Source organism: Arthrobacter sp. STN4, assembly GCF_024539665.1.
Taxonomy (GTDB): Bacteria; Actinomycetota; Actinomycetes; order Actinomycetales; family Micrococcaceae; genus Specibacter.
The window spans coordinates 1-25146 of sequence record NZ_JAKZGX010000031.1 but is presented as its reverse complement, the minus strand read 5'-3'; the positions used below and the strand labels follow the sequence as shown (position 1 = coordinate 25146).

Here is a 25146-nt window from a genome sequence, read left to right as displayed (position 1 = left end):
GGCTGCGGGTCAGGCGGCGGCGGGTCCGTTTGCCCCGTCCACGGTTCGGAAGTGCTGCTCCAGTTCTTCGAGCGAACGCCCCTTGGTTTCCGGGACGAACTTCAGGACGAAGCCCAGCGAGATGAGGTTGACCACGACAAACAGGCTGAACGTGCCGGTGGAGCCCAGCGCCTGGTTCACGATCGGGAACAGGAAGGAGATCACGGCGTTGACCGTCCAGAGGGCGAAAACGGCAATGCCCATGGCGAAGCCGCGGATGGCCATCGGGAACAGTTCGGAGAGCAGCAGCCAGACGCATGTGCCGATGAAGCACTGGACGAACGCGACAAACAGCATCATGGCGGCCAGGATGACATAGCTGACCAGGTCGGACTGTGGCAGGAGAAAGACGACGGCGAGCAGGGCCTGGGCGCCGACCACGCCGCAGAAGCCGATGACGAGCATGCGCCGGCGGCCGATGTAGCCAAGCAGCCAGATGCCCAGCACGGTGGTCAGCACCGACGTGACGCCGACCGCGACAGTTGCCACCAGTGAGGCACTGACGCCCAGCCCGCTCTTTTCCAGGATGGTCGGTGCGTAGTAGTTGACGGTGTTGATGCCGGTGGCTTGTTGGATGATCGCCAAGCCAACTCCGATCCACAGGAGCCGGCGCATCCATGGGCTCGCCTTGAGGTCCTTCCAAACGTGGCCGCGCTCGGTGCGGGCGGTCCTGGCCGAGGTGGCGATCTCGTTGAATTCCCGCTCGGCCTCCTCCGGGGTCCGGCTCAGTTGAAGTATCCGCCGGCTGTCGGCAAGCCGGTCGCGCAGGGCGTACCACCGTGGCGATTCGGGCAGGGCGAGCATGCCTGCCAGCAGGGCGATGGCTGGGACGGAGGCAACGGCGAGCATGATGCGCCACACCTCGTTGTCATGGATCAACGCATCCAGGAGCGCGTTGATCGCAAAGGCCAGCATCTGGCCGGTGACGATCATGAGTTCATTGATGGTGACCATGCGGCCGCGCAGGTGGGTGGGCGCCATTTCCGCCAGGTACAGCGGGCAGGTGACGGCGGCCGCGCCGACCCCCAGGCCGAGGATGATGCGGAAGGTGACCATGACGGATACGGTGGGGGCCATGGCGCAACCCAGTGCGCCGATGAGGAAAAGCCCGGCACAAACCAGCAGTGTCCCGCGGCGTCCCAGCCGGTCCGCCAGGCGGCCGCCGGCCAGGGCGCCGAGGGCGGCGCCCGGGAACAACAGGGCGCTGACCACTGTGGCTTCCTGCACGGCGTTCATGTTCAGGGCCGTGTTCATGTACAGCAGGGCGCCGGAGATGACCCCAGTGTCATAGCCGAAGAGCAGCCCGCCCAGCGTGGAGATGACGGTTAATCGGGCGAGATAGCCACGGCGCCGGGAACCTGTCGACGTGAAATTTTGGGTTCGTAATGACATCTTTGTCTCTTTCGATTGGCGGGCGGCATGTTGCCCCAACGAATTTTGGACCGACGCGCCCTGCCTACTCAACGGCGGCCGCGTGTGTGGTGCGCGTCACTGGATGGTTCAAGATTAGAGCGCTCTAATTCATGTGTCAATAGTTGATCTTAATGTCAGGACAAATATGGCGCTACGCCCAGGCGGTGGGAACAGTCAGCCACTTGTGCATCCGGTTTGTACAGCTTGCACGGGCAGGATGGCCGCGGAGGGAGGGGCCGGAACCATCAACGACCAGCACCAGCCGGGGAACCCAAACGGGACGCGGGTCGTGTCAGACGTGTGGGGAAGCGCAAAATTCCAACGGGTTTTCACCGGCCCGGTCCTCCCTTCCAGCGCTGCCGGCCCGTGATGGAGGTCTGGATGGTGAACGGCGTTGGGCCCAGCCACGCCAATGGCCACGGCTGTCGAAGCCGTTGACGGCTAAAGGTTGAGGCAGTTGGAGCCGGCAGGTGCGGCCGGACGGCGCTGTAGCCGGACGGTGCGGTGGAGTCCGGGGGCGGCGCTGCGCCAGGCTACGCTCCGGGCCTGGCTGTCAGCCGCAGGACCACGGCCTCCGGGCGGCAGGCGAAGCGGAAGGGGGCCGTGCGGGAGGTGCCGATGCCCCCGGAGACGTTGACCGGCGTCGTGCGTCCCCCGGCGCTCCAGTCATGGAGGCCCTTGGCGCGCCAGGTGGGGAGGTCGCAGTTGGTGACGAGGGCGCCGTAGCCCGGGATGCAGATCTGGCCTCCGTGGGTGTGGCCGGCCAGGATGAGGTCGGCGCCGTCGGCCGTGAAATGGTCCAGCACGCGCTGGTACGGGGCGTGGGCCACCGCAACCTTCACGTGCGGGGCCGTGTGCTGGTTGGCGGAGCCGCGGGGCCAGCCGGCGTAGCGCTCGCGCCCCAGGTGGGGATCGTCCACGCCGCTGAAGTCAAAGCGGATGCCCGCCAGCGGGATGGATTGGGCGCGGTTGGCCAGGTCGACCCAGCCGCCCATGCCGAAACCGGCATGCAGGGACGCGGTGTCCAGGACGTGCGGGTGGCGCTTCCCCTGGTCGGAGAGTTTCGAAGGGCCGCCCAGGTAGGCGAAGGGGTTCTTGAACCTCGGGGCAAAGTAGTCGTTGGAGCCCGGGACAAATACGCCGGGAAATTCCATCAGCGGGCCCAGCGCGGCCAGCAGCGGCCGGATCGCCTTCGGGTGGCTGAGGTTGTCGCCGGTGTTGACCACCAGGTCCGGCCTAAGCCGGGCCAGCCCGCGCAGCCAGGCCGCCTTCTTGTGGTCGCCGGGGGAGAAGTGGATGTCGGAGAGGTGCAGCACCGTAAACGGCTTCGTCCCGGCGGGCAGGATGGCCAGGGACTCCTCCCGGATGGTGAACCAGTTGCGCTCAATCAACGCCCCGTACGCCACGCATCCGGCACCGGCGGCCGCTGCCGCCCCCGCCGTCCATCCGAGGGCGGTGAGGCGGGGGTGGTGGGTGCGTTGGGTGCTCATGGTGTTGGCCACCTAGTCCTTCTTCTTCGGATCTTTCGGGGCAGGGGTCTTGGTGTCCTTTTTGTCCGGGGTGTTTTTGGTGTCCTTGGTGTCCTTGGTGTCCTTTGTGGCGCTGGGCGGCGGCGTGGCAGCAACGGGGTTGAGCATGCTCGACGGCGGCTCCGGGAAGGCGCCGGTGTCGTAGTTGCCGGCAATGGCGTTCATGTAGCCCTGCCAGGCCTTGCCGGCGTAGGTGGCGCCGTCAACGTACGGGATCCTCTGGCCGGCGATGAGCAGGTTGTTGTTGGACCGGTTCTTGTTATCGGGGCTGCCGACCCACGACGAGGTGACCAGGCCCTTGGTGAAGCCGGTGGTCCAGGTCTGCTGGGAGTCGTTCGTGGTGCCCGTCTTGGCACCGGCATGGTACCGGAGCGGGATCTGCCAGCCGGAGCCGTTCACCAGCACCTGCTGCAGGGTGTGCACGACGCCGGCAGCCACCTCGGGCTTGACCGTCTGCCGGCAGTTGGCGCTTGGCACGGGGAACTTGTCACCCTTGGAGTTGGTGATGGAGACCAGCGCGATGGGGTCACAGTGCACACCGCCCGAGGCGAAGGTGGCGAAGGCCGTCGCCATGGTGAGCGGGGCCACCTCGCCGCTGCCCAGCAGGCTGGAGACGTTCGAGAGGTCGTACGGCTTGTTCGGGTCTGCGCCCAGGTGGATGCCGGCGGCGGTCATCATCTTTTGGATGTTGCACATGTCCAGCTGGGCGGCCTCGGCCACGGTGGCGGTGTTCAGCGAGAGCACCAGGCCCATGTGCGCGCTGATGGGGCTGTAGCGGCCGTCTTCGGCATTTTGCAGGTCCTTGGAGCCCGGGTAGTTGTTGTCATAGATGCCGGTGGACACGCCACAGGAATTGCGCCACGGGAAGCCCACGGGGTACTTGCGCACCGAGGCATTGACGATGTCATTGATCTTGTGGCCCGAGTTGAGCCACTCGGCGTAGGTGAACGGCTTGATGGTCGATCCGACGTCAAAGCCGCCGGAACCGCCGAGGGAATTGCCGTTCTTGTCGAACTTGTCCACGGTGAAGTTGTAGTCGGTGCTCCACTGGCCCTTGGGCGCGTTCAGTTTGGTGTTTTGCGCCATGGCGAGGATCTTGCCGGTCTTGGGCTGGACGGTGACCAACGCCTGGCCCACCCTGTCCGGGTTGTTGTCCATGGGCGTGAAGTTGGCGAACTGGGCCTGGGCTGCGTCCTGCAGTTTCGGGTCCAGCGTCGTTTTGATGGTCAGGCCGCCTTGTTCCAGCAGCTTCACGCGGTCCGTCTTGGTCTTGCCGTAACGGGGGTCGTTGGCGATCAGGTTGGTGACGTAGTCACAAAAGTATTCGGCGCGCGCGGCCGTGGTGCAGCCGTTCTGGTTCGGGTGGATCTTCAGGCCGATCCTGGTCTTGACGGCGGCGTCGTACTGCTTCTGGTCGATCATTTTCTGGTCGAGCATGTTGGCGAGCACCATGTTGCGCCGGGAGACCGCGTTGTCCGGGTTGACCACGGGGTCGTAGACGGTGGGGCTGTTGACCACGCCCGCCAGCAGCGCGGCCTGCGGCAGCGTCAGGTCCTTGGCATGGACGCCAAAGTAGTACGAGGCAGCGGCTTCAACGCCATAGTTGCCGTTGGCGAACAGCACCCAGTTCAGGTAGCCCTGCAGGATGTCGTCCTTGGAGTACTTCTTCTCCATGGCGATGGCAAGCTTGATTTCACGGACCTTGTCGCCGATCTTTTTATCGCCGCCGAGCTTGATTTTGTCGAACTCGCCATTGGCGGCATAGGTCTGGATGATGACGTTGTTCACGTACTGCTGGGTGATGGTGGAGGCACCCTGGCGCCCGCCGCCCCGCACCATGGACGCCACGGCCCGCATCAGGCCCTTGGTGTCAATGCCGCCGTGCTTGTAGTAGCGCGCGTCCTCAATGGCGATGATGGCGTTCTTCATGAACGGGGAGATGTCGGCAAGCTTGACGGTGGTGCGGTTCTGGTTGTAAAAGCTTGCCAGCTCGGAACCGTCGGAGGCCAGGATTTTTGAGGACTGGGCCGGCGCACCCACGGTCATTTCAGCAGGAATCTGGTCAAAAAAGTCGATCGAGGAGGTGGCGGTGCTGCCCGTCAACGCCACGGCGGGGGTCATCAGTCCGGCGACCAGGACACCACAGATTGCGCTCACGCCAAGGAAGAGCACGAATTTTCCAAGGGTTGTGGCGGTATCGAAAATGGGGTGTTTTTTTGCCGTCATTTTCCCAGTTTACCGGCAGGGACTACGCTTTGAAGCATGACCAAATGGGAGTACGCCACAATTCCGCTGATTATTCACGCCACAAAGCAGATCCTCGACCAGTGGGGCGAGGACGGCTGGGAGCTGGTCCAGGTAGTGACCGGTCCGGACGGCAACGGCCTCGTTGCCTACCTGAAGCGGGAGAAGGCCTAGCCATGGAAACCACGCAGACCCAAGGGAAATCGCGCATTGAGGCGCGCCTGGCCGAGCTGGGCCTGGCCCTGCCGGCCGTGGCAGCACCCGTTGCCGCCTACGTGCCCGCCGTGGTGAGCGGCAACCATGTCTACACCTCGGGGCAGCTGCCCTTTGTTGATGGCAAGCTCACAGTGACGGGCAAGGTGGGCGCGGAGGTTTCCGCCCAGGACGCAAAAGGGCAGGCAGCAACGGCGGCCATCAACGCGCTCGCAGCCGTCAAAAGCGTCATTGGCGACCTGGACCGCGTGAGCCGCATCGTCAAGGTGGTCGGCTTCGTATCCTCCGACCCCTCCTTCACCGGCCAGCCCGGCGTCATCAACGGCGCCTCCGAGCTGCTCGGGGAAGTATTTGGCGAGGCGGGAGTGCACTCGCGCTCCGCCGTCGGGGTTGCCGTCCTGCCGCTGGATTCACCGGTCGAGGTTGAGTTGATTGCCGAATTTCAGTAACGCCCCTGCGGGCCCCCGGCCCGCAGGAAAGCGGATTTTTCCGCTAAACGCCGATCAGCGTGAAGCCGCGCAGGCTTGGGTTGACTTTGGCGAACGCACGCCCAGCAAGCCCCGCTCCGCCTCTTCGGTGGTGCTGTTGAAGGACAGCCCCGGCGGATTGCAGACCTTCATGACCTACCGGCCCGGCAATTCCCCGCTGGGCCTGGTGGCCTTCCCCGGCGGGACTGTTGAGCCCGCGGACGACGACGTCACCGACTGGGCGGGCCCCTCGCCGGCGCAGTGGGCCAAGAGCATGGGCGCCCCCGACGCCGAGACGGCGAAGCGCCACGTGGTGGCCGCCATCCGCGAATTGTTTGAAGAGGCCGGCATCCTGCTGGCCGGGCCGGACGCCTCGTCCCTCGTCGAGGCCGTTTCCGGGCCGGAGTGGATGAAGGAGCGGGAGTCCATTGCCGCGCAGGACAGCACCTTCTCCGGCCTGCTGGAACGGCGCGGTCTGGTGCTGCGCACGGACCTGCTCAAGCCCCTGAGCCACTGGCTTAGCCCGGACTTCGCCCACCGCCGCTTTGACACCCGGTATTTTGCCGCCGCCGCACCCGTGAACCAGGAACCGCAGCTGCTCGCCAGCAAGGGCGTGTGGGGCCGCTGGGTCTGCGCGGCGGACCTCCTCGCGGACCGGGCCGGTTCCGCCCTCGGCGACGAGATCGGCCAGGAAAACACCGTGGGGCTGCGACTGGGGGAGCTGGTGGTTCCCGGCGTGGAAATCATCCTCGAAAAGCTCGGCGCGGCGCGCGGCTGCATCGCATACCTGAACCACAAGCGCCCCGTGAACGAATACCAGCCCGCCCTGGTCACCGAAGAAGACGGCACCTTTGAGCTGGAAGTCCAGGCCGCCCCGGCGTCCGAAGGTGCCGCCTGCCGCGAACGCTGACCGCCCACTACAGATGCTCCCGCGCGAGTGGGGCTGTTTTTCCCATCGCTCCCGCGCGAGTGGGGCTGTTTTGGCGGACGCTCCCGCGCTGCTCATTATTGGACCGCTGCCGCCTGCGGGAGCGTTTGTGAAAAGCGCCCCGTTTGCAACCGGGCGTTGAGGAAATGTGCCCCGGTTGCGCGGGAGCGTTGGTGGGGGAGGCAGGGACGACGACGGCCCGGCCGCCAGAGGGTGGCCGGGCCGTCGTCGTCCCTGGGTTCGTCGTGCTTGGTTTCGACGGGCCCAACCGGCGCGCGGCCGGTTGAACCGGCGGGGATCAGCGGGAGCGCTGGCGCAGGCGGTTGACGTCGAGGATGACGACGGCGCGGGCCTCCAGGCGCAGCCAGCCGCGCTGGACGAACTCGGCCAGCGCCTTGTTGACGGTCTCGCGCGAGGCGCCGACCAGCTGGGCCAGCTCTTCCTGCGTGAGTTCATGGGCCACGAGGATGCCGTCGGTGGCGGGGCGGCCGAAGCGGTCCGCCAGGTCCAGGATGGCCTTGGCCACGCGGCCGGGGACGTCGGAGAAGACCAAGTCGGAGAGGTTGTCGTTGGTGCGGCGCAGGCGGCGGGCCAGGGCCTGCAGAAGCTGCATGGACACCTCGGGGCGGTTGCGCAGCAGGGCGTTGAGCGATTCGTTCTTCAGCCCGGCCAGGCGGGTCTCGGAGACGGCTGTGGCGGTGGTGCTGCGCGGGGCCGGGTCAAAGAGGGCCATTTCACCGAAGAGCTCGCCCGGGCCCAGGATCGCAACGAGGGATTCGCGGCCGTCCGGCGAGGTGCGGCCCAGCTTCACCTTGCCCGAGACGATGAAGTACAGCTGGTCGCCCTGGTCGCCTTCACGGAACACGGAAGCCCCGCGGGAGAGGTCCACCTCGGCCAGCTCGTCGGTCAGCAGTCGGAAGGCCTCATCGTCGAGCGTGGTGAATAGTGGTGCGCGGCGCAGTACCTCGATGTCCATGAAATCTCCTTGAAGTTATGTAGCTAAACAGTTGGGACCTATTACTGATTCTTTCAGAAGTTTCGGGCTTTTGTGACCAATTTGGCATGCGCGGCGGTCTCCGTTCGGCATTTTACCCCAGGGACCCACAAGGGCTGCACGGATTCGCCCGGTATTATGTGCCTCGCGGGTGCCATCCGGGGAGTCGCGGGCAATGACCGGGAAAGTGCAGGGAAGGCGGTACTGGATGCTTGGCTTCTCCTGGCTGGATGCGGTGTTGATCCTGTGGCTGTTGTGGCAGCTGATCTACGGGCTCAGCGCGGGGCTGGTGGTCAGCCTGGGCGGGCTGCTCGGCATGGTGGCCGGCGGCGCTGCGGCGTTTTTTGCCGCGCCGTTTGTCAGTGAGCATGCACCCGGGCCCGGCTGGCGGACGGTGTTTGTCATCGGCGCCACCGTGATCCTGATCGCCATTGGCCATGCCGGGGGAATCAGGATCGGGCGGGCCATCGGCAAACGCGTGAAATCCGGCCCCGTACGCACCGTGAACCGGCTGCTCGGAGGGGCACTGAACGTGCTGGTGGGCGCGGTGGTGATTTCCCTGCTTGCCTTCGGCGTGACCAACCTGGGCATCCCCGCGGTCTCCAGGCAGCTGAGCAGTTCGGTGGTCATTTCCAAGATTGACGCCTGGACGCCGGACCCGGTCAAGGCGGTGGCTGCGCAGATGCGCTCGCTGGTCCTGGAGGAGGGCATACCCCAACTGCTCAACCCCGGCGGCCCCCACAACCCCGTGGCTGCGCCCAACGCCAGCACCAACACGCCGGCCTGGAACAACGCGGCCAGATCCGTGCTGAAGATTTCCGGCACCGCCTTCCAGTGCGGCCAGAACCAGACCGGTAGCGGGTTCGTGGTGGCACCGGACCGGGTCCTGACCAATGCCCACGTGGTGGCGGGCGTCCCCATGCCCGTGGTGGTCACGCCGTCGCAGGGCTCGCTCCCGGCCCGCGTGGTCTACTTCGACCCGGTGAAGGACCTGGCCATCCTTGCCGTGGATGGCCTGAACGTGGCTCCCCTGCCCACCGGCCCCACCCTCCGCGACAACTCCCAGGCGGCCTTCGCCGGCTACCCGCTGGGCGGGCCGCTGCAGGTCCGGCCCGCCACGGTGCTGGCCAGCGGGCCCATGCTGATTCCGGACATCGAGGGCAAGCAAAAGTCGGTGCTGGACATTTACCAGCTGGCCGGAAACGTCCAGTCCGGCAACTCGGGCGGCCCGCTGCTGGACACCTCCGGACGGGTCGTGGGAGTGGTGTTTGCCAAGTCGACGACGTCGGAACCGGTCGGCTTCGCCTTCACCATGGCCGAAGTGGCCCCGGTCATCGCGGCCGCGCCAATGCTCCACAGCCCGGTGGGCTCCGGGCAGTGCAGCGTCAAGTAGCTCCTGCCGCCATGTTCCTGGCGCCCGCGTCAGTGCATTTCCCCTGCATGTAGCAGGAGCGCGTGTTCCGGGCGGAGGACGGGAAGCGGAAGGCCGACGTTTGCCAGGAATGCACCACTCACCGTAACCCCGTCTTCCAGCCAGTTGCTGGACCGGATCTGGACAAAGGGACTTTCCTCCTCCCCTTCCCCCGACGTGGGGAGGTCGGCCACGGTGGGCATGAGAACTTGGACGCGGTAGGCCTTTCGCGGGTCAAGCCCGGGAAGCTCGACGCGTCCGGGGACTTCCGCGGCGAGGGAGGCGTGGACGACGGCGGCATACAGGGCTTCGGACTGGTCCCTCGCCACCACGCCATGCAAGGAGAGGTTGGGGTCGGCAATGTCGGCGTTCACCCGTGTGCCGGAATGGAGTAGGCCGCGGTGCTTCTTGTAAAGTCCAATGGCCCGTTTCAGGACGGTGCGCTCACGTGCCGTGGCCTGGCGGACGTCCCATTCCATGCCGAAGTGGCCGAAGATGGCAGTGATGGCCCGGAAGGTGATGTCGTGCACCCGGCCGGTGGTGTGGGAACGGGTCGGCCCCACATGGGCGCCAACGAGTTCTGGCGGCAGCACGGCCTGGGTCCAGCGCTGGATGGTCTGGCGTTCCAGGGCGTCATTGCAGTCCGATGCCCACACACGGTCCGTGCGCTGCAGGATGCCCAGGTCCACGCGGGCACCCCCTGAGGAGCAGGACTCGATCTCGACGTTCGGGTGCAACACCTTGAGTGCGTCAAGGAGCCGGTACGCGGCCAGGGTCTGGCCGTGCACGGAAGGCCGCCCGCCATGTCCATGCTCGGTGAGGTCACGGTTCTGGTCCCACTTGAGGTAGGCGATGTTGTTCTCGGTCAGGAGCGCATCGAGCCGGTCGTGGACGTACTGCCAGGCCTCCGGGTTGGCCAGGTCAAGAACGTGCTGCCCGCGCCACTCCAGCGGCAGTCGCCCGCCGTCGGTGTGGAGGCGCGTGTCGGGGCCCACGATCCATTCGGGATGTTCCCGGGCCACATCCGAGTCCAGGTTGACCATTTCCGGCTCCACCCAGAGGCCGAACTCCATGCCGAGTCCGTTGACATGCTCGATCAGCGGCGTCAGGCCCCGGGGCCAGACGTCCTGGTCGACGAACCAGTCGCCCAGGCCGGCGGTGTCATCCCGGCGGCCCCGGAACCAGCCGTCGTCCAGGACATACCGCTCTGCCCCCAGTCCGGCCCCGGAAGTGGCCAGTTCCATGAGCGGTTCAAGCCGATGGTCGAAGTAGACGGCCTCCCAGGTGTTCAGCACAACGGGACGGACACGGCCCTCCGTGGTGTCCACGTGGTTCGGCCGGGCCCGGAACCAGCGGTAAAAGGCATCCGTCACCCCGTCCAGGCCCTGGGCCGAGTATGCCGCATAGAGGACCGGTGTCCTGTAGCCTTCGCCCGGGGCCAGAACCAGTTCGCCGGAGCCCAGGAGCTCGGTGGCGCCGAGCATCCTGCGGCCGTCAGCCAGGGAATCCAAAAACTGTTCGTGGTTTCCGGACCAGCCAAAGTGGGTGGCCCAGACTTCACCGCGCCGATTGCCGAACCCCTTGGTCCCTGCCGCCACCAGCAGGGACGAATCGTGCCCGGTGCGCCCATGGCGGCCGGTGCGGACCCAGGTGCCCTGCCGGATGTCCTGCCGCTGTGGGTGGTTCTCGCGGATCCAGCGGCCGGTGAAGTCCAGCAGTTCACCGGCCCGCGCAGGGACGGGGAGGCTCAGGGCCAGTTCCTCCACGGCATAGTCCGTAGTGCCGTTGTTGAGGAGTTCGTGGGCAACCTCCAGCAGCCCCCCGGGATTCAAGACGAGGGTCGTGGTCAATTCCAGGCCCGCCTTCGGGTCGGTCTGGATGATCCGGCCGGCCTGCGAAACGGCCCCCGGCACGGTGCCGGCCGGCACCGGAACGGTTTCAGCAGAGGTGACCCGGAAGCAGGGGGAGAAATGAAAGCCGGGGACGCCTTCGTCATTCCAGCGGTAGCCTCGCAGGCCGGGGCGCCCGGCCCATCCGGAGGACGCCTGGGGAAGAAGCCCGGCCACGATCGGCGCGTCCAGGGCGGAGTGCGGGATGGGGTTGTTCAGGCGGCCCATGTCCGGAAGGCCGGGTCCCAGGGCCGGGCCCCAATGGACGATTTCGGCCTCGCCGGATTCGAAGGAGAGGACCAGGCTGGAACCGGCGGCGGAAAGGTGGAGGGGGTGCATGGAACGGCTTTCGGTCGGTGCGGGGGGAGGGGACGAAAAGTGTGCGACGACGGCGGTGCTGCTGCCGCCGCCGCACACGGCGTGGTGCTACTTGGCGAACAGGGCGTTGACCTGGCCGTTGGCAGCCGTCAGTGAGCTGGCGGGCGCCTTGCCGGCGACCACGGCATCCATGGCAGGCTTCATGATGCCGGCCACCTTGGCGGCATTGTCCGTGATGGGGAGCAGGAACGTGGTGTCGTCCTTCACGTGCTGCGTGAAGGGCGTGACGTCAATGCCCTTTGCCTTGAAGGCTGCAGCGGCCTTGTCGCTTGAGGTCTTGATGGCGGGGAAGACCACGGCCTTGGAGGCCACCACGTCCTGGCACTTGGTGGAGGCGAGGTACTCGACCCATTTGATGGAGGCGTCTTTCTTTTTGGTCCCGGCCCAGATGGAGTCGGCCAGGCCGTTGAACATGGACATGCTCTTGCCGTTGGGGCCAACCGGGGTGGGGGCGATGCCCAAGTCCACGCCCTTGTAAGTCTTGTACTGGCCGATCATCCAGTCGCCATTGCTGTTGATGGCGGCCTTGCCCGCACCGAATGCATCAGGTGCGCTGGCGCCCACCGTGGTCTCGAGTTTTGGCATGTAGCCCTTTTGGGCGAGCGAGGCCCACCAGGCGATGGTGTCCTGGAGGCGCTTATCGTCGTAGTTGAAATGGGTGCCCCAGGGGTTCTTGTCCGTGGTGGTCCAGCCCGTTGTGGCGCTCAGGAAGCTCCACTGGGTCTGCCCCGCATTTTCACCATCGGAACCTGGCAGGCCCAGTCCGTAGACGGCCACGTTGTTCTTGTCGAAGCCCGGCTCGTCGCCGCGCTTGCCGTTCTTGTCGACCGTCAGGTGGGCGATTGCCTTCTCGTAGGTGCCGCCGTCCTGGGGGTTCCAGGTGAGGGATGCCATCTGGGCGGGGCTCAGGCCGGCAGCGGCGGCCATCTTCTTGTTGTAGAACAGCGAAATGGTGTCCCAGTCCTTGGGCAGGCCGTAACGCTTGCCATCCTGGCCCACCCAGAGGTCGGCGAGGCCGGCGTTGTACTGGTTGAGGTTGATATTGGCGGCCTTGACGGCGTCGTCAAGCGGCACCAGCTGCTTGGTCTTGACGAAGTCCGGGAACTTGGACAGGTGGTCGGTGAATACATCGGGCGCCGTCCCCGCGGCCATGCCGTTGGTGAGCTTGCCCCAGTAGTCATCCCAGCCGGTCTGGGTGATCTTGACGGTGATGTCCGGGTTGGCTTTGTGAAAGTCGTCAGCGCACTGCTGGTAGGCCGGCAGCTGGTTGGCGTCCCACAGCCAGTAACTGACGTCCCCGCTGGCAGAGTTGCCGCCGGCGGAGGCGCCGCCACAGGCGCTCAGGGACGCGGCGGCGAAAACGGCAATGGCCACTGCGCCGACGGTCTTCTTGCTGGTGAAGGGGTTTTTCATGGGCTTCTTTCTTTCCGGGGTGTTTGAGGGGTTGGCGCCGGACTACTTGGTGCCGTTGAAACCGATGGAATTGACGATCCGTTTGCCGAAAGCGGCGAACAGGATCAGGACGGGAAGGGCAGAGACAAGGGTTGCGGCCATGAGGCCGGACCAGTCGGGCGCGCCCTGGGGCGACTGGGACTTGAACACGCTGAGCCCAACGGTCAGGACCCGGGAACTATCGTCACTCCCCACCAGGAGTGGCCAGAAGTACTCATTCCACTGGCCCATGAAGGTCAGGAGCGCAAGTGTGGCCAGGGGTGCGGCAGCGTTGGGAAGGACAACCTGGAAGAAGATCCTCCAATGCCTGGCCCCATCCAGCATCGCCGCCTCCTCCACTTCACGGGACATGTTCAGGAAGAACTGGCGCATGAAGAAAATGGCAAACGGGGTCATGAAGATGTACGGCAGGACCAGGCCCGCCATGGTGTTCAACAGGCCGAGGTTGCGGACCAGGAGGAAGTTGGGCAGGGCCGTGAAGATCGGCGGTACCAAAATGGTTCCCAGAAACAGTGCAAAGACCTTGTCCCTCCCCTTCCAACGGAGCCGGGAGAAGGCATAAGCCGCCATGGAGCTGAAGAAGACCGCGCCCGCGGTGGTCAGGGTCGCGAAGAGCATGGAGTTGAGCAGGTAGCCCCAAAAATTGATGGAGGCACCCGATCCGCCGGCCGCGATGGCCTCCGCCGTCGTCTGCAGTCCAAAGACACGCTTGAACGCGCCCAGACTGAAGTCCGCCGGCAGCAGATTGGCCGAATTGGCCGCCAGGGAACCGTTGGTGGACAAGGCAGTCCGCAGGACCCAGTAAAAGGGCAGGATGCTGATGGCAATGGCGAGACCGACGGCGGTCCAGGCCAGGACCAGGCGCCACCTGAACCTGCGTCGGCGCTGTGATGCGAATTCAGTCATGGGGGTTCTCCTAGTCCAGGTCCGATTCATTGCCGCGCAGGAATTTCATCTGGATGAAGGCGACAACCATGAGAATGAGGAACAGGATCACGGCAATCGCGGAACCATAGCCGAAGTCCTGTTCGTTGAAGGCGCGCTGGAAAATGAGGTACTGCAGCACGCGGGTGGCGTTGATGGGGCCGCCCTGGGTGGTCACGGCAACGGTGTCAAAAACCTGGAAGGAGCCGGTGACGGTCATGACGAGCACCAGGGCCAGGACGGGACGCAGAAGGGGCAGGGTGATCTTGCGGAACGTCTGGCCCGGGGAGGAGCCGTCAAGGCTGGCCGCTTCATACAAAGAGCCGGGAATCGCCTGAAGGCCGGCGAAAATGAGCAACGCCGTGTACCCCATGTTCCGCCAGGTGTTGATCAGCGCCTGGGTCGGAATGGCCCAGATTTGCGAGCCGAAGAACGCCACCCGGGGCAGCCCCAGCCATTCGATGACCTGGTTGACGATGCCGATCTGGTAGTCCAGCATCCAGAACCACAGCAGCGCGGCAATGACGTTGGCCATCAGGTAGGGCAGGAGTAGTGCGCCGCGCACCAGGATGGACTTGGCCACGTTGTGCATCAGGAGGGCCAGTCCCAGCGCAATGGAGGTTTGCAACACGATGTTGATGACCACATATTCAACCGTCACCCAGAGCGAGTTCCAGAACATCGGGTCCTTTGCGATGGCCTGGTAGTTCTTCATGCCCACCCACTCCGGGTCGCCCAGGATCGAGTAGTCGGTAAAACTGAGGTAGAGGCCCCGGAAGGTCGGGACAATGTAGAAGGCCACGAGGCCGATCAACGCAGGGGCGATAAAGACCATTGCGATCCTGGCGTCGCTGCGTCCACGGCGTGCCTTGGGGCCCTTCCGGGGCAGGGCGCTGGGGATGGGTCTTCTGGTTCCGGCCCTGAGGGTGCTGCTGGCCATACGTGCCTCCATTGATGTGATGCAACTAACAACAGCACAGGAATCTACACGAGTAACTATTTTGAGTGCAAGTAATTTCGACAAGATAGCCAGATGTTTCAATTTGTATTGACTCGAGTAGATCCTCATGTAAAACTCGGGGGCATGACCCAGATGACACCTTTTTCCCTCGGAATCGTCGGTGCCGGCCAGTTCGCCGGCCAATTTGCAAAACTCTTCCAGGCACACCCGTGCGTTACCGACGTCTATGTCACCGATGTCCTGCCCGAGCGGGCCGAAGCCTTGGCGGGGCGCCAGCATCTCGCCGGGACTTTCGCCAGCTTCGAGGAAATGCTCGCCAGCGGAGTGGACGCCGTCGCGATCTTCACGCAGCGCTGGACGCACGGGCCCCTCGTCGTCCAGGCCCTGCGGGCAGGCAAGCACGTCTACTCGGCGGTTCCCATGGCCATCAGCGAAGAGGAAATTGCCGACATCATCGCGGCGGTCCGTGAAACGGGCCTGACCTACATGATGGGTGAGACCAGCTACTACAACCCCGCCACCATCTATGCGCGCCGGATGAAGGATGCCGGCGCCTTCGGCCGGGTTTTCTACGCCGAGGGGGACTACGTCCACGACATGGACCTGGGCTTCTACGCCGCCTACCAATACAGTGGTGGCGCGGACTGGCAGAAGACGGCCAGCTACCCTCCAATGTTGTACCCCACGCATTCCTTGGGAGGGGTCCTGGGCGGGATCGGCGGCCACCTGACCAGCGTGAGCTGCATCGGAGTCCGTGATGACCGCGGCGATGGCGTCTTCGACCGCCAAATCAGCATGTTCGACAACGATTTCTCCAATGCCAGCGCCCTGTTCGAGATGGCAGGCGGCGGCAGCGTGCGCATCAACGAGTTCCGGCGCGTCGGCTATCCGTCCCACCTCCGGGAGAGCCGCTTCCGCTACTTCGGCACCGAAGGAAGCTTCGAGCAGCTCGTGGAAACCGCCGTGTGGCAGGACAAGAAGGGCTTCACGGACGTCAGCGAACAGATCCGCACCCTCCCCAGCCTCGCCCTGGACGATCCGTCACTGGCTGACGTGGACCCGGCATTGCGGGACGCCTTCGTTTCCGGCCTGGCGCCGGTGCATGATCCCAGCCGCCTCCCGGTTCAACTCCGCGCCCTGCCCAGCGGGCATGAAGGCAGCCACAGCTTCCTGGTCGACGACTTTGCCACGGCCGTTGCCACCGGCGAACTACCCCCGGTCAACGCTTGGGAGGCGGCACGGTACACCCTCCCCGGGATCGTGGCCCACAGGTCGGCATTGCGTGGCGGCGAACGCCTGCAGATCCCCGACTTCGGCGACGCCCCGGCCGTGGCGCGCGCGGCAGGGGAACTGGCCGCTGAACGCTAACATGGTGGCTATGCCGGACCACCCCTCCCCGCCCAGACCCGTCATCACGCGCAAGGACGTCGCGCGCCTGGCCGGCGTCAGCACCGCCGTCGTCAGCTACGTGGTCAACGGGGGGCCCAAAAACGTGGCCCCGGCCACGCAGGCGAAGGTCCGGCAGGCCATCGCGGCCCTCGGCTACCGGCCCAATGTGGCCGCCAGGGCATTGAAGAAGGGATCCTCCCGGCTCCTGGGCATGGTCGTTCCGAAGATCGGCAATCCCTTCTTTGCCAGCCTTGCGGAGGAGGTGGAGCAGGCCGCGGAGGAACGCGGATTCGCCATGCTCCTGGCGGATTCCCGGGACTCACTCTCCGTGGAGCAAAGCCACCTGAGGAACTTCGTGGACCGCCAGGTGGACGGGGTGTTCCTATGTTCCGTGCTGAGCAATCCGGATGTCGGCGAGCTGGAACAGCGGGGGATCCGGACCGTGCTGCTGAACTTTTCGGAGGACGCCCGGGCCATTGACGCCATTGGCCCGGAATTCACCCGCAGTTCCCGGCAAGCCGTGGAACACCTGGGCTCGCATGGCCACACGGAGATTGCCCTCATTGTGGGTATCCCCACGGGAAACACCCTGGACCGCCGTGAAATAGGTTGGCGGCAGGCTTTGCAGGCCATGGGGCAGCTTGACGGACGGGTATACCGCTGCTCCTTCGACCGCCAGGGCGGCTATGAAGCAGGGCAACAGCTCCTGGCCTCGTCGCCCCGCCCCGGTGCGGTGTTCATCAGCTCGGACCAGCAGGCCATCGGATTCCTGCGGGCCATCCATGAAGCCGGCCTGCGGATTCCCGAAGACGTTGCGGTCATGTCCTTCGACGGCTCAGAGGAAGCGGAGTACTGCTGGCCACCGCTGAGCACCGTTCGCCAGCCCGTCCGGGAGATGGCGGAAGCCGGGGTGAAGGCCATCATCGGCCCCGGGCGGAACGCGCCGCCGCAGAGCCTGGTCTTCGACTGCGAACTGGTCCTTCGCCGCTCCTGCGGCTGTACCGCGGCCCATGACGCAGGCCAGGGCATCAAGTGACCTACGCCAGCGCCTGGTCCAGGTAGCTGACGGCCAGGACGTAGCCGTGGACGCCGGCGCCGACGATGACGGCGTCGCACACGGGGGACAGGTAGGAGTGGTGCCGGAACTCCTCGCGCTTGTGCACATTGGAGATGTGCACCTCCACCGTGGGAAGCTCGACGGCGGAAATCGCGTCCCGGATGGCCACGGACGTGTGCGTGTAGGCGCCGGCGTTGAGGATGATGCCCACCGCGGTGCCGCGCGCCGCGTGGATGGCGTCCACGAGGTCGCCCTCGTGGTTTGACTGGATGCACTCGGAGCTGAACCCCGCGTCCCGGGCGGCCGCACCGGCGAGCCGGGCGACGTCGTCGAGCGTGTCACTGCCGTAGATGGCGGGCTCGCGCGTGCCCAGCAGGTTCAGGTTGGGGCCGTTGAGGATGAGCAGTTCGCCGCGGCCGGCGGGCGTGGCATCGGGTGTGGAAGTCATGGAACCATCATGCCCCATGCACGCCCGGCGGTAGGATGCAGCCATGGACATCTGGTGGGGTCGGTTGGCTGCGGACCTGGGCAGCTGGGGCCAGGGTTGGCTGCCCGTCATCTCCATTGTGGGCGTGTTCGTGACCGCACTGGTCGCCTACCTGACCTACCGGCAGGCGCTTGACGCCGGACGCCGCGACCAGTGGTGGGTGCGGGCGCAGTGGGCCATCGACGCCGCGCTGGACACCGGCAGCGACCGCCGGCTGGCCGGCCTGATCGTCCTGACGAGCCTGAAGACCAGCGATCTGGCCACCCGGCAGGACGCCGCCCTGTTCGACGAGATTGCGCGCAATGTCAAGGCTTCCCTTGGCGCCGCCGGGCCACACGGACAGCAGGCACCCCGGCCAGGGCTGACCGAACCATCCGTGTCCGAGCCGCCCGTGCCCGAACCATCCGTGTCCGGCCGCGACCAGCTGCTGCGCCAGGCGGACGCCCTGCTGCAGTCCGCTGCGCCCCCGGAGTCCGGCAGGCGGGCACGCAGCCCCATCAGCGCGCCGTGACCTCCAGCAGGATTGCATGCTCCGGGTTGAGCACCGGCATGGGCAGCCCCACCTCGGCCAGGAACCGGCCGCTGGCCACCGCCCCGCCCGCCAGCCAGGCGGGCGCGGCGGCCTGCATGAACGTTGCCCCCGCCGCGTCCGGCCCCGGGTAACACAGCGCCACGCGGTACTGCAGTTCCGGATCCAGTCCGGGAATGGCCACCCGTCCGGGCTGCTCGGCGTACGACGTCGCCACCGCCACGAGCGCGAACAGCGCCCGGGTGCCGTCCCCGGCCACAACCCCGTGCAACATCAGGGACGGGTCCGGCACGTCCGCGCGGACCATGGTGCCGCTGTGGATGAGCCCGCGGTGTTTTTTGTACAGTTCGACGGCGCCGCGCAGCTCCTCCCGCCCGGCGCCCGCAACTCCGCGGATGTCCCACTCCATGCCAAAGTGGCCGAACAGGGCCGTGGCCGCACGGAAGGAGAGGTCGTGCGTGCGCCCCGTGGTGTGGGAGGTGCCGGGCCCGATGTGCGAGCCCACCAGCTCCGGCGGCACCACCACGGACGTCCAGCGCTGGATGGCCTGCCGTTCCAGGGCGTCGTTGCAGTCCGAGGCCCAGATCCGGTCCGTCCGTTCCAGGATGCCCAGGTCCACGCGCGCGCCGCCGGAGGAACAGCTTTCAATTTCCAGGCCCGGGTGGGCGGCCTTCAGTGCATCCAGCAGCCGGTACACGGCCAGCGTCTGCCGGTGCACGCCGGGCCGTCCGTCGTGGCCCATCTCGGCCAGGTCCCGGTTCTGGTCCCATTTGAGGTAGCTGATGGGGTATTCGTCCAGCAGCGCGTTGAGCCGGTCAAAAATGTACTGCCAGGCGTCCGGGTTCGCCAGGTCCAGCACCTGCTGGTGGCGCCACGGCAGGGGCAGCCGGGACCCGGCGTCGTGCCTGGCCACGGGGCCGGCGATCCAGTCGGGGTGCGCACGGGCCACGTCGGAATCAACGTTGGCCATCTCCGGCTCCACCCACAGCCCAAACTGCATGCCGCGGGAGGTGACGGCTTCCACGAGGGGATGCAGGCCCTGCGGCCACACGTCCCCGTCCACGTACCAGTCGCCCAGCCCGGCGGAGTCGTTGCGGCGGTGGTGGAACCAGCCGTCGTCGAGCACAAAGCGCTCCACGCCCAGTTCCGCCGCGGACTCCGCCAGCTCGGTCAAGACGTCCAGGCGGTGGTCGAAGTAGACGGCCTCCCAGACGTTCAGGACCACGGGGCGGGGCGTGGACGGGTGCCTGCTGCGTGCCCGGAACCAGTGGTGGAACGCCTCGGAAATGCCGTCCAGCCCGCGGTCCGAGTAGGCCGCAAAGCACGGCGGCGTGACGTAGCTTTCGCCGGGCGCCAGCACCACCTCGCCGGAACCGAGCAGCTCCTCCGCGCCCATCACGGTGCGCCCGTCCGCGACCGTGTCCACAAATTGTTCGTGGTCCCCGCTCCAGCCAAGGTGGGCGGCCCACACCTTGCCATGCCGGTTGCCGAAGCCCGGAGTCCCCACGGCCAGCAGCAGCGAGGCGTCATGCCCGGTCCGGCCATGGCGGCCGCTGCGCACCCACGTGCCCTGCCCCACCGGGCGGCGTTGCGGATGGCGTTCACGGCACCACCGGCCGGTGAGGTCGAGGATCTCGGTGGCGTCCCGGCCAGCCGGGAGGGTCACGGCGAGCCCGTCCAGGGCAAAGTCCGCGCCGCCGCGGTTTTCCACCCCGTGGCTTACTTCCAGCAGGCCGCCGGCGTGCAGCGTCACCGTGGTCACCACGGCCAGGCCAAGGTCCGCATCGAGCTGCTCAATGCGGGCCTCCCCGCCGGACTGGGACCAGGCCTCCAGGCGCAGCCGGGGGGAGAATCCTGCCCCGGAGGCGCCCGTGCCGTGTCCGCGCAGGCCGGGGCGCCCGCGCCAGCCGTCCGACGCCTGCGGCACGAGCCCCAGGGGCACGGGGACGTCCAGGGCGGAGTGGGGGACGGCGTCGCCCAGGATGGCCAGGTCCGGCAGCTCCGGGCCGAGGTCGGCGCCCCAGTGCAGGAGTTGCGGGGCACCGCCGTCGAGCCCGATGACGAGCGATGTTCGGCCCTGGCGCAGGTAAATGGCTGGCACGTGTGACTCCTGAACGTTTTTGGCGGGGTTAGGGGGTGTGCGGATGCGGTGCGGTGGCGACGAGGCGCAGCTTGCCCACGCGCTCGCGCAGGATGCGTTGCGCTTCCAGGGCGAGGTCCTCGTCGCTGATGACCTCATCCACCTCCTCCATGGCGGCGATGGTGCTGATGCCCACGGTGCCCCACTTGCTGTGGTCGGCCAGCACCACCACCTTGCGTGCCGCCTCAATCAGCGCCCGGTCCATCTCGGCCTCGAGCAGGTTCGGGGTGGTGAAGCCGGCATCCTCGTCCACGCCGTGGACGCCCAGGAACAGCACGTCCAGGTGCAGCGAGCGGACCGACTGGGTGGCTATGGGCCCCACCAGGGCGTCCGACGGCGTGCGCTCGCCGCCCGTGAGGATCACCGACACCCTGGACCCCGCGCCCTGGAAGACGTCGGCGATCTTCACGGAGTTGGTCACCACCGTGAGGTTTTTGCGGGCGCTGAGTGCCTTGGCCAGCGCCCAGGTGGTGGTGCCGGCGCTGAGGCCGATCGCCATCCCGTCCTGGACAAGCAGCAGGGCCTCCTGCGCGATGGCCTGCTTTTCCAGCGTGCCCAGGGTGGACTTGAGCTCAAAGCCGGGTTCGTGCGTCCCGGCGCCGCCGGGCAGCTTGGCGCCGCCATGGATCTTCTGGACCAGTCCGGCGTCGTCCAGGGCGTCGATGTCGCGGCGGACGGTGACGAGGGAAACGCCGAACTGTTCGGCCAGGTCCGAAACCCGCACCACGCGTTCTCGGGCCACCGTGGAGACGATTGCGGTGCGCCGGGCGTCGGCGAGCATTGGCACGTCTTCGGTGCGGTCGGACCGCTCCGTGTGGGGCAGGGGGGCGCCCTTGGTGGCTTTCATGTGCTTCCCGGTTCTCACGCCACCCTCAGCCCTTGCTGGAGCCGAGGGTCAGGCCGGCAACAAAGTGGCGTTGCAGGACGATGTAGATAATCAGGGTCGGGACCACCGTGATGGTGGCCCCGGCGGCCAGCAGGTTGTAGTTGGAGAGGAACGTCCCCTGCAGGTTGTTGATGGCCGTGGTGACGGGGAGCCTGTCGCCGCTTTGGATGAAGAGCAGGGGCCAGAAGTAGTCGTTGTAGATGAAGATCAGTTCCAGCGTGGCCAGCGCCGCGATGGCCGGGCGGCACAGCGGCATGATGATTGATACGTACTGGCGCCAGATGCCCGCGCCGTCCACGAGGGCGGCCTCGGTCAGGTCCGCCGAGAGCGCCTTCATGTAATTGGAGAGCACGAAGGTGCAAAAGCCGATCTGGAACGCGGTGTTGGCAATGATGACGGAAATGTAGGTGTTGAGCAGGCTGCCCGAATCGCTGAACCAGTACGGCAGCTGGATCAGCTTGAACATTTCAAAGAGCGGGGTGGCCAGGACCTGGGGCGGGAGCAGGTTGCCGGCCGTGAACATGATCAGCAGGGTGACGTTGAACTTCCAGCTCACCCGGCTGACGGCAAAGGCCATCATGGAACTGAACAGCAGCACCAGGATGATGGTGGGGACGGTGATGATGAGCGAGTTCATGAAGTAGCGCGGGAAGCCGCCCTGCGTCCAGGCCTGTGCGAAGTTGTTGAAGTTGAATGCGCCGCCGAGGCTGAAATAGCCGTATTTGTCCGTGTCCGCCTTGGGGCGCAGGGCCGTGAACAGGGCCCAGCCCAGGGGGACCATCCACATGACTGCCATGACGGTGAGGAAAAGGTGGGTGCCGTAGTGCGGGCGGCTGCGGCCCGCCCCTGGCTTGGCGGGCCGGGCCCGGCGGGCGGTGGTGGTGGAAGCAGACATCAGAACTTCTCCTTCCGGAACGTCCGGGACAGGTAGATGGTGATGGGCACCAGGGAGATGACCAGCAGGATGACGGCAAAGGCCGAGCCGATGCCGATGGACTGCCCCTCGCCGATCAGGTAGGTGATGACCAGGGCGCTGATGAGTTCCAGGCCGTTGGTGCCCTTGTTGATGACCCAGACGACGTCGAACGCCCGGAGGGATTCGATGATGGTGATCACCACAATGACGATGTTGATGGGCGCCATGGCGGGGAACACGATGCGGAAGAACGTCTGGGTGGCGTTGGCCCCGTCCAGGGAGGCGGCCTCCTTCAGCGAGGCGTCCACGCCCTTCAGGCCGGCCAGGTAGAGGATCATGACGTAGCCGGCGTGCCGCCAGGTGGCCGCTATGAGGGCCGCCCAGATGTTGACGCTGGAGTTGCCGAACCAGTCAACGGCCTGCGGCGTGCCGGCGGTGCCCAGCAGGAAGTTCAGCAGGCCGTTGTCCTTTTGGTAGAACAGCTGCCAGATGATGCCCACCAGGGCCAGGGACAGCATAACCGGGACAAAGAAGATGCTTTGGTAGATCTTGCTGCCGCGGATCTGCTGGTCCAGCAGCACGGCCAGCAGCAGGCCCAGCGGGGTGGCCACGACGGCCAGGAACAGCAGCCACAGGATGTTGTGCTGGACGGCCGGCCAGAAGGCCGGGTTGTCCGTGAAGGCGTAGGTGTAGTTGGCCATGCCCGCGGCACGGATGTCGGAAAGGGACAGGCCGTTCCAGCGGGCGAAGGACAGCAGCACGGACAGCAGCGTGGGGATCCAGACAAAGGCGAGCTGGATCAGGGTCGGGATGCCCACCATGATGCCCAGGACCACCTTGTCCCGCTTGGAGAGCCGTTTGACGCGGCCCGGTTTGGCCGGGCGCACGGCTGTTTTGTGGCTGCCCCGGGTGCCGGGGGCGGCTGGTTCGGATAGCTCGGTTGGCGTGCTCATGGGGGAGACTCGTTTTCTCGCAGGGACGCTTGCGGGGCGGATTCAGGTGCAGCGGACGGCGGTGGCGGGCCGGGGGGCCCGGCCGCCACCGCACGCAGTCACTGGGCCGCGTACAGCGCCTTGGCCTGCGACTCGAGGTTCTTGACGTCCACGGTGCCGTCCTTGATGAAGCCCTGCAGCGCCGGGATCATCACGTTGTTGGCCATGGCCGGCAGGGCATCGCGGTCAAAGAACTGGCTGATGCTCTTGGCATTGGCGATGGTCTCGGCGCACTTTTTGGTCAGCGGCGAGAACGTGGAGGTGTCGGCACCCTTGGCGGTGGCGATGTTGGACGGGTCCACCTTTGCGTACGCGTCCTGTCCGGCCGGGGTTCCCATGAAGGCCAGGAAGTCCCGGGCGCCCTGGTTGTTGCCGCCCTTCTTGGACAGCAGCAGGCCGTCAATGGGCGCCTCCACGGCGTCCCGGCCCTCCATGGCGATTTCCGGGAACGGGAAGAAGTCGATGTCGTCCAGGATCGCCTTGTCCGTGTACTGCTGGGTGACGAAGGACCCCAGCAGGAACATGCCGGACTTCTTCTTGCCCATGTTGATGGCGCCGTCCTGCCAGGTCATGCCGAGGGCGCCGGGGTTCTGGTAGGGCAGCAGGGCCTTCCAGGTGTCAAAGACGTCGCTGACCTTCTTCTGGTCCCAGGACTCCTTGTGCGCGGTCAGGTCCATGTGGAACTGGTAGCCGTTCAGCCGCATGTTGATGTAGTCGAAGGTGCCCATGGCCGGCCAGCCGTCCTTGTCGGTGAACTCGATCGGGATCAGCCCGTCGGACTTCATCTTGGCGCACAGGGTCTTCAGCTCATCGAACGTTGTGGGGATGGCGTAGCCCTTGTCGGCCCAGACGCTCTTGCGGTAGAAGAAGCCCCACGGGTAGTTGTAGTTCGGTACAAAGTACATCTTGCCGTCGGGGCCGGTGGAGGCCTTCTTCATGGCGTCCGAGTAGTTGGCGCCGACCTTTTCCCACACGTCGTCGATGGGTGCGAGCAGGCCCTTGCCGGCGTAGTACCGCATGCGGTAGCCGGCGAACCAGGTGAAGGCGTCGTCCGGGCTGCCCTGCAGGTAGGTGGAGATCTTGTTCTGGAAGTCGTTGTGGGGGACCACGTTGGTGGTGACCTTGATCTTGGTCTTCGCGGTGAACGCGTCGGTCACCGCCTTGTAGGCGGCCTTGGGCACGTCGTCGGAGGAGCCGGACCCAAAGGTCAGCGACGTGGAGGCGGCGGCGGAGGCACCCGGGCCGCTGCCGCCCGTGCAGGCGGCCAGCAGCGGGATGGCGGCGGCACCGACGGCACCGACGCCGAGGGTCTTCAGAAGGGTGCGGCGGTCAAAGCCCGGCCGGATGTTTCCGGAGGCGGGCCGATCTTCATTGATTGACATGATTTCTCCCTTGAAAAACACAAGCCTGTGAAGTGGATCACATGAAACAATCATGAAGCAGTCAAAAACGAACGTCAAGACTCAAAAAGAAAAATTTTCGATCATTCGTGCCCGCGCCGACCGGTTTAAATGGATCTGTGTTGCAGTTGTTGGACGAAAACGAGCCAAAACGGACGCTTTCAATCAACAACTGCAACACAGATGGGGCGGGGGCCGGGTCAGGCCTTCAGGGAGTCCGAGATCTGGTTCATCACGGTGTTGTCGGCGAGGGTGGAGGAGTCGCCGGCTTCGCGGCCCTCAGCGATGTCCTTGAGGAGGCGGCGCATGATCTTGCCGGAGCGGGTCTTGGGCAGTTCGGGGACCACGAGGATGGTCTTGGGTTTGGCGATCGGGCCGATCTCGTGGCCCACGTGGTTGCGCAGCGTGGTGACGATGTCCGGGTCGTCCGCGGCGGAGCCGCGCAGGATCACGAAGGCCACGACGGCCTGGCCGGTGGTCTCGTCGGCGGCGCCGACGACGGCGGCCT

Annotated in this window: 21 protein-coding genes and 1 pseudogene; 7 read left to right on the top strand and 15 right to left on the bottom strand. The window is 66.0% G+C overall.

What is annotated here, in order from left to right; translation table 11 throughout:
* Positions 1-9 precede the first annotated feature (9 nt).
* The 3 genes from MMF96_RS16895 to MMF96_RS16885 all read right to left on the bottom strand — a co-directional run bounded on the left by MMF96_RS16895 (position 10) and on the right by MMF96_RS16885 (position 5207).
* Positions 10-1431, bottom strand: a complete 1422-nt coding sequence (locus MMF96_RS16895; protein ID WP_256884220.1) for a sugar porter family MFS transporter — start codon at positions 1429-1431, stop codon at positions 10-12.
* Between the two features lie 554 nt (positions 1432-1985).
* Entirely contained in the window at positions 1986-2942 is a 957-nt protein-coding gene (locus MMF96_RS16890; protein WP_256884219.1) for a metallophosphoesterase, read from the bottom strand.
* Positions 2943-2954: 12 nt separating this feature from the next.
* Positions 2955-5207, bottom strand: coding sequence for a transglycosylase domain-containing protein (locus MMF96_RS16885; RefSeq protein ID WP_256884218.1), 2253 nt, complete (start codon positions 5205-5207; stop codon positions 2955-2957).
* Positions 5208-5243: 36 nt separating this feature from the next.
* On the opposite strand from MMF96_RS16885, the gene MMF96_RS16880 reads away from it, so the two are divergent.
* From MMF96_RS16880 to MMF96_RS16870, 3 genes are read left to right on the top strand one after another with little or no spacing between them, the layout of a single operon-like run.
* On the top strand, positions 5244-5399 hold the full coding sequence (locus MMF96_RS16880) for a DUF4177 domain-containing protein (protein ID WP_107503899.1): 156 nt from the start codon (positions 5244-5246) through the stop codon (positions 5397-5399).
* Positions 5400-5401: 2 nt separating this feature from the next.
* Positions 5402-5887, top strand: coding sequence for a RidA family protein (locus tag MMF96_RS16875; RefSeq protein ID WP_176618299.1), 486 nt, complete (start codon positions 5402-5404; stop codon positions 5885-5887).
* A complete protein-coding gene (locus tag MMF96_RS16870; protein ID WP_176618298.1) occupies positions 5871-6815 on the top strand; it encodes an NUDIX hydrolase in 945 nt (314 codons plus the stop codon). Before MMF96_RS16875 ends, MMF96_RS16870 begins: the two co-directional genes overlap by 17 nt.
* Before the next feature lie 316 nt (positions 6816-7131).
* Here the strand turns inward: MMF96_RS16870 and MMF96_RS16865 are convergent, their stop codons facing one another.
* Positions 7132-7809: a Crp/Fnr family transcriptional regulator gene (locus MMF96_RS16865; RefSeq protein ID WP_062007784.1), complete on the bottom strand. Its 678-nt coding sequence runs from the start codon at positions 7807-7809 to the stop codon at positions 7132-7134.
* 226 nt (positions 7810-8035) lie between these two features.
* Here MMF96_RS16865 and MMF96_RS16860 point away from each other — a divergent pair, with 226 nt between their 5' ends.
* The gene (locus MMF96_RS16860) at positions 8036-9220 is read left to right on the top strand and encodes a MarP family serine protease (RefSeq protein ID WP_176618500.1); all 1185 of its coding nucleotides are present in this window, start codon (positions 8036-8038) and stop codon (positions 9218-9220) included.
* Positions 9221-9249: 29 nt separating this feature from the next.
* On the opposite strand, the gene MMF96_RS16855 is transcribed toward MMF96_RS16860, so the two are convergent.
* The 4 genes from MMF96_RS16855 to MMF96_RS16840 all read right to left on the bottom strand — a co-directional run bounded on the left by MMF96_RS16855 (position 9250) and on the right by MMF96_RS16840 (position 14821).
* On the bottom strand, positions 9250-11466 hold the full coding sequence (locus MMF96_RS16855) for an alpha-galactosidase (RefSeq protein WP_176618497.1): 2217 nt from the start codon (positions 11464-11466) through the stop codon (positions 9250-9252).
* Between the two features lie 87 nt (positions 11467-11553).
* Positions 11554-12918: a sugar ABC transporter substrate-binding protein gene (locus MMF96_RS16850; protein ID WP_176618496.1), complete on the bottom strand. Its 1365-nt coding sequence runs from the start codon at positions 12916-12918 to the stop codon at positions 11554-11556.
* A 42-nt stretch (positions 12919-12960) separates the two neighbouring features.
* Positions 12961-13863, bottom strand: coding sequence for a carbohydrate ABC transporter permease (locus tag MMF96_RS16845; RefSeq protein WP_256128101.1), 903 nt, complete (start codon positions 13861-13863; stop codon positions 12961-12963).
* A gap of 10 nt (positions 13864-13873) precedes the next feature.
* The gene (locus MMF96_RS16840) at positions 13874-14821 is read right to left on the bottom strand and encodes a carbohydrate ABC transporter permease (RefSeq protein ID WP_375141460.1); all 948 of its coding nucleotides are present in this window, start codon (positions 14819-14821) and stop codon (positions 13874-13876) included.
* Between the two features lie 144 nt (positions 14822-14965).
* Here MMF96_RS16840 and MMF96_RS16835 point away from each other — a divergent pair, with 144 nt between their 5' ends.
* Positions 14966-16210, top strand: coding sequence for a Gfo/Idh/MocA family protein (locus MMF96_RS16835; protein WP_371131065.1), 1245 nt, complete (start codon positions 14966-14968; stop codon positions 16208-16210).
* Position 16211: 1 nt separating this feature from the next.
* Positions 16212-17267: a LacI family DNA-binding transcriptional regulator gene (locus tag MMF96_RS16830; protein WP_256884217.1), complete on the top strand. Its 1056-nt coding sequence runs from the start codon at positions 16212-16214 to the stop codon at positions 17265-17267.
* A gap of 1 nt (position 17268) precedes the next feature.
* On the opposite strand, the gene aroQ is transcribed toward MMF96_RS16830, so the two are convergent.
* Entirely contained in the window at positions 17269-17736 is a 468-nt protein-coding gene (gene aroQ / locus MMF96_RS16825) for a type II 3-dehydroquinate dehydratase (RefSeq protein ID WP_256884216.1), read from the bottom strand.
* 43 nt (positions 17737-17779) lie between these two features.
* Between aroQ and MMF96_RS16820 the strand changes: the two genes are divergently transcribed.
* Positions 17780-18286, top strand: a complete 507-nt coding sequence (locus tag MMF96_RS16820; RefSeq protein ID WP_176618491.1) for a hypothetical protein — start codon at positions 17780-17782, stop codon at positions 18284-18286.
* On the opposite strand, the gene MMF96_RS16815 is transcribed toward MMF96_RS16820, so the two are convergent.
* From MMF96_RS16815 to MMF96_RS16790, 6 genes and pseudogenes are all read right to left on the bottom strand, one after another.
* Positions 18273-20405 carry an alpha-galactosidase gene (locus tag MMF96_RS16815; RefSeq protein WP_256884215.1) on the bottom strand — a complete coding sequence of 711 codons (2133 nt, stop codon included), beginning with the start codon at positions 20403-20405 and terminating at the stop codon, positions 18273-18275. The genes MMF96_RS16820 and MMF96_RS16815 overlap by 14 nt on opposite strands.
* Before the next feature lie 28 nt (positions 20406-20433).
* Entirely contained in the window at positions 20434-21225 is a 792-nt protein-coding gene (locus MMF96_RS16810; protein ID WP_176618498.1) for a DeoR/GlpR family DNA-binding transcription regulator, read from the bottom strand.
* Positions 21226-21316: 91 nt separating this feature from the next.
* A complete protein-coding gene (locus MMF96_RS16805; RefSeq protein WP_256884214.1) occupies positions 21317-22225 on the bottom strand; it encodes a carbohydrate ABC transporter permease in 909 nt (302 codons plus the stop codon).
* Positions 22225-23199: a carbohydrate ABC transporter permease gene (locus MMF96_RS16800; protein WP_256884213.1), complete on the bottom strand. Its 975-nt coding sequence runs from the start codon at positions 23197-23199 to the stop codon at positions 22225-22227. The genes MMF96_RS16805 and MMF96_RS16800 overlap by 1 nt, the downstream gene beginning before the upstream one ends.
* Positions 23200-23297: 98 nt before the next feature.
* Positions 23298-24620 (bottom strand): ABC transporter substrate-binding protein, encoded by a 1323-nt coding sequence (locus tag MMF96_RS16795; protein WP_256884212.1) that lies wholly within the window; start codon positions 24618-24620, stop codon positions 23298-23300.
* Positions 24621-24838: 218 nt separating this feature from the next.
* Positions 24839-25146, bottom strand: a pseudogene (locus MMF96_RS16790) (acetyl-coenzyme A synthetase); the annotation flags it as partial.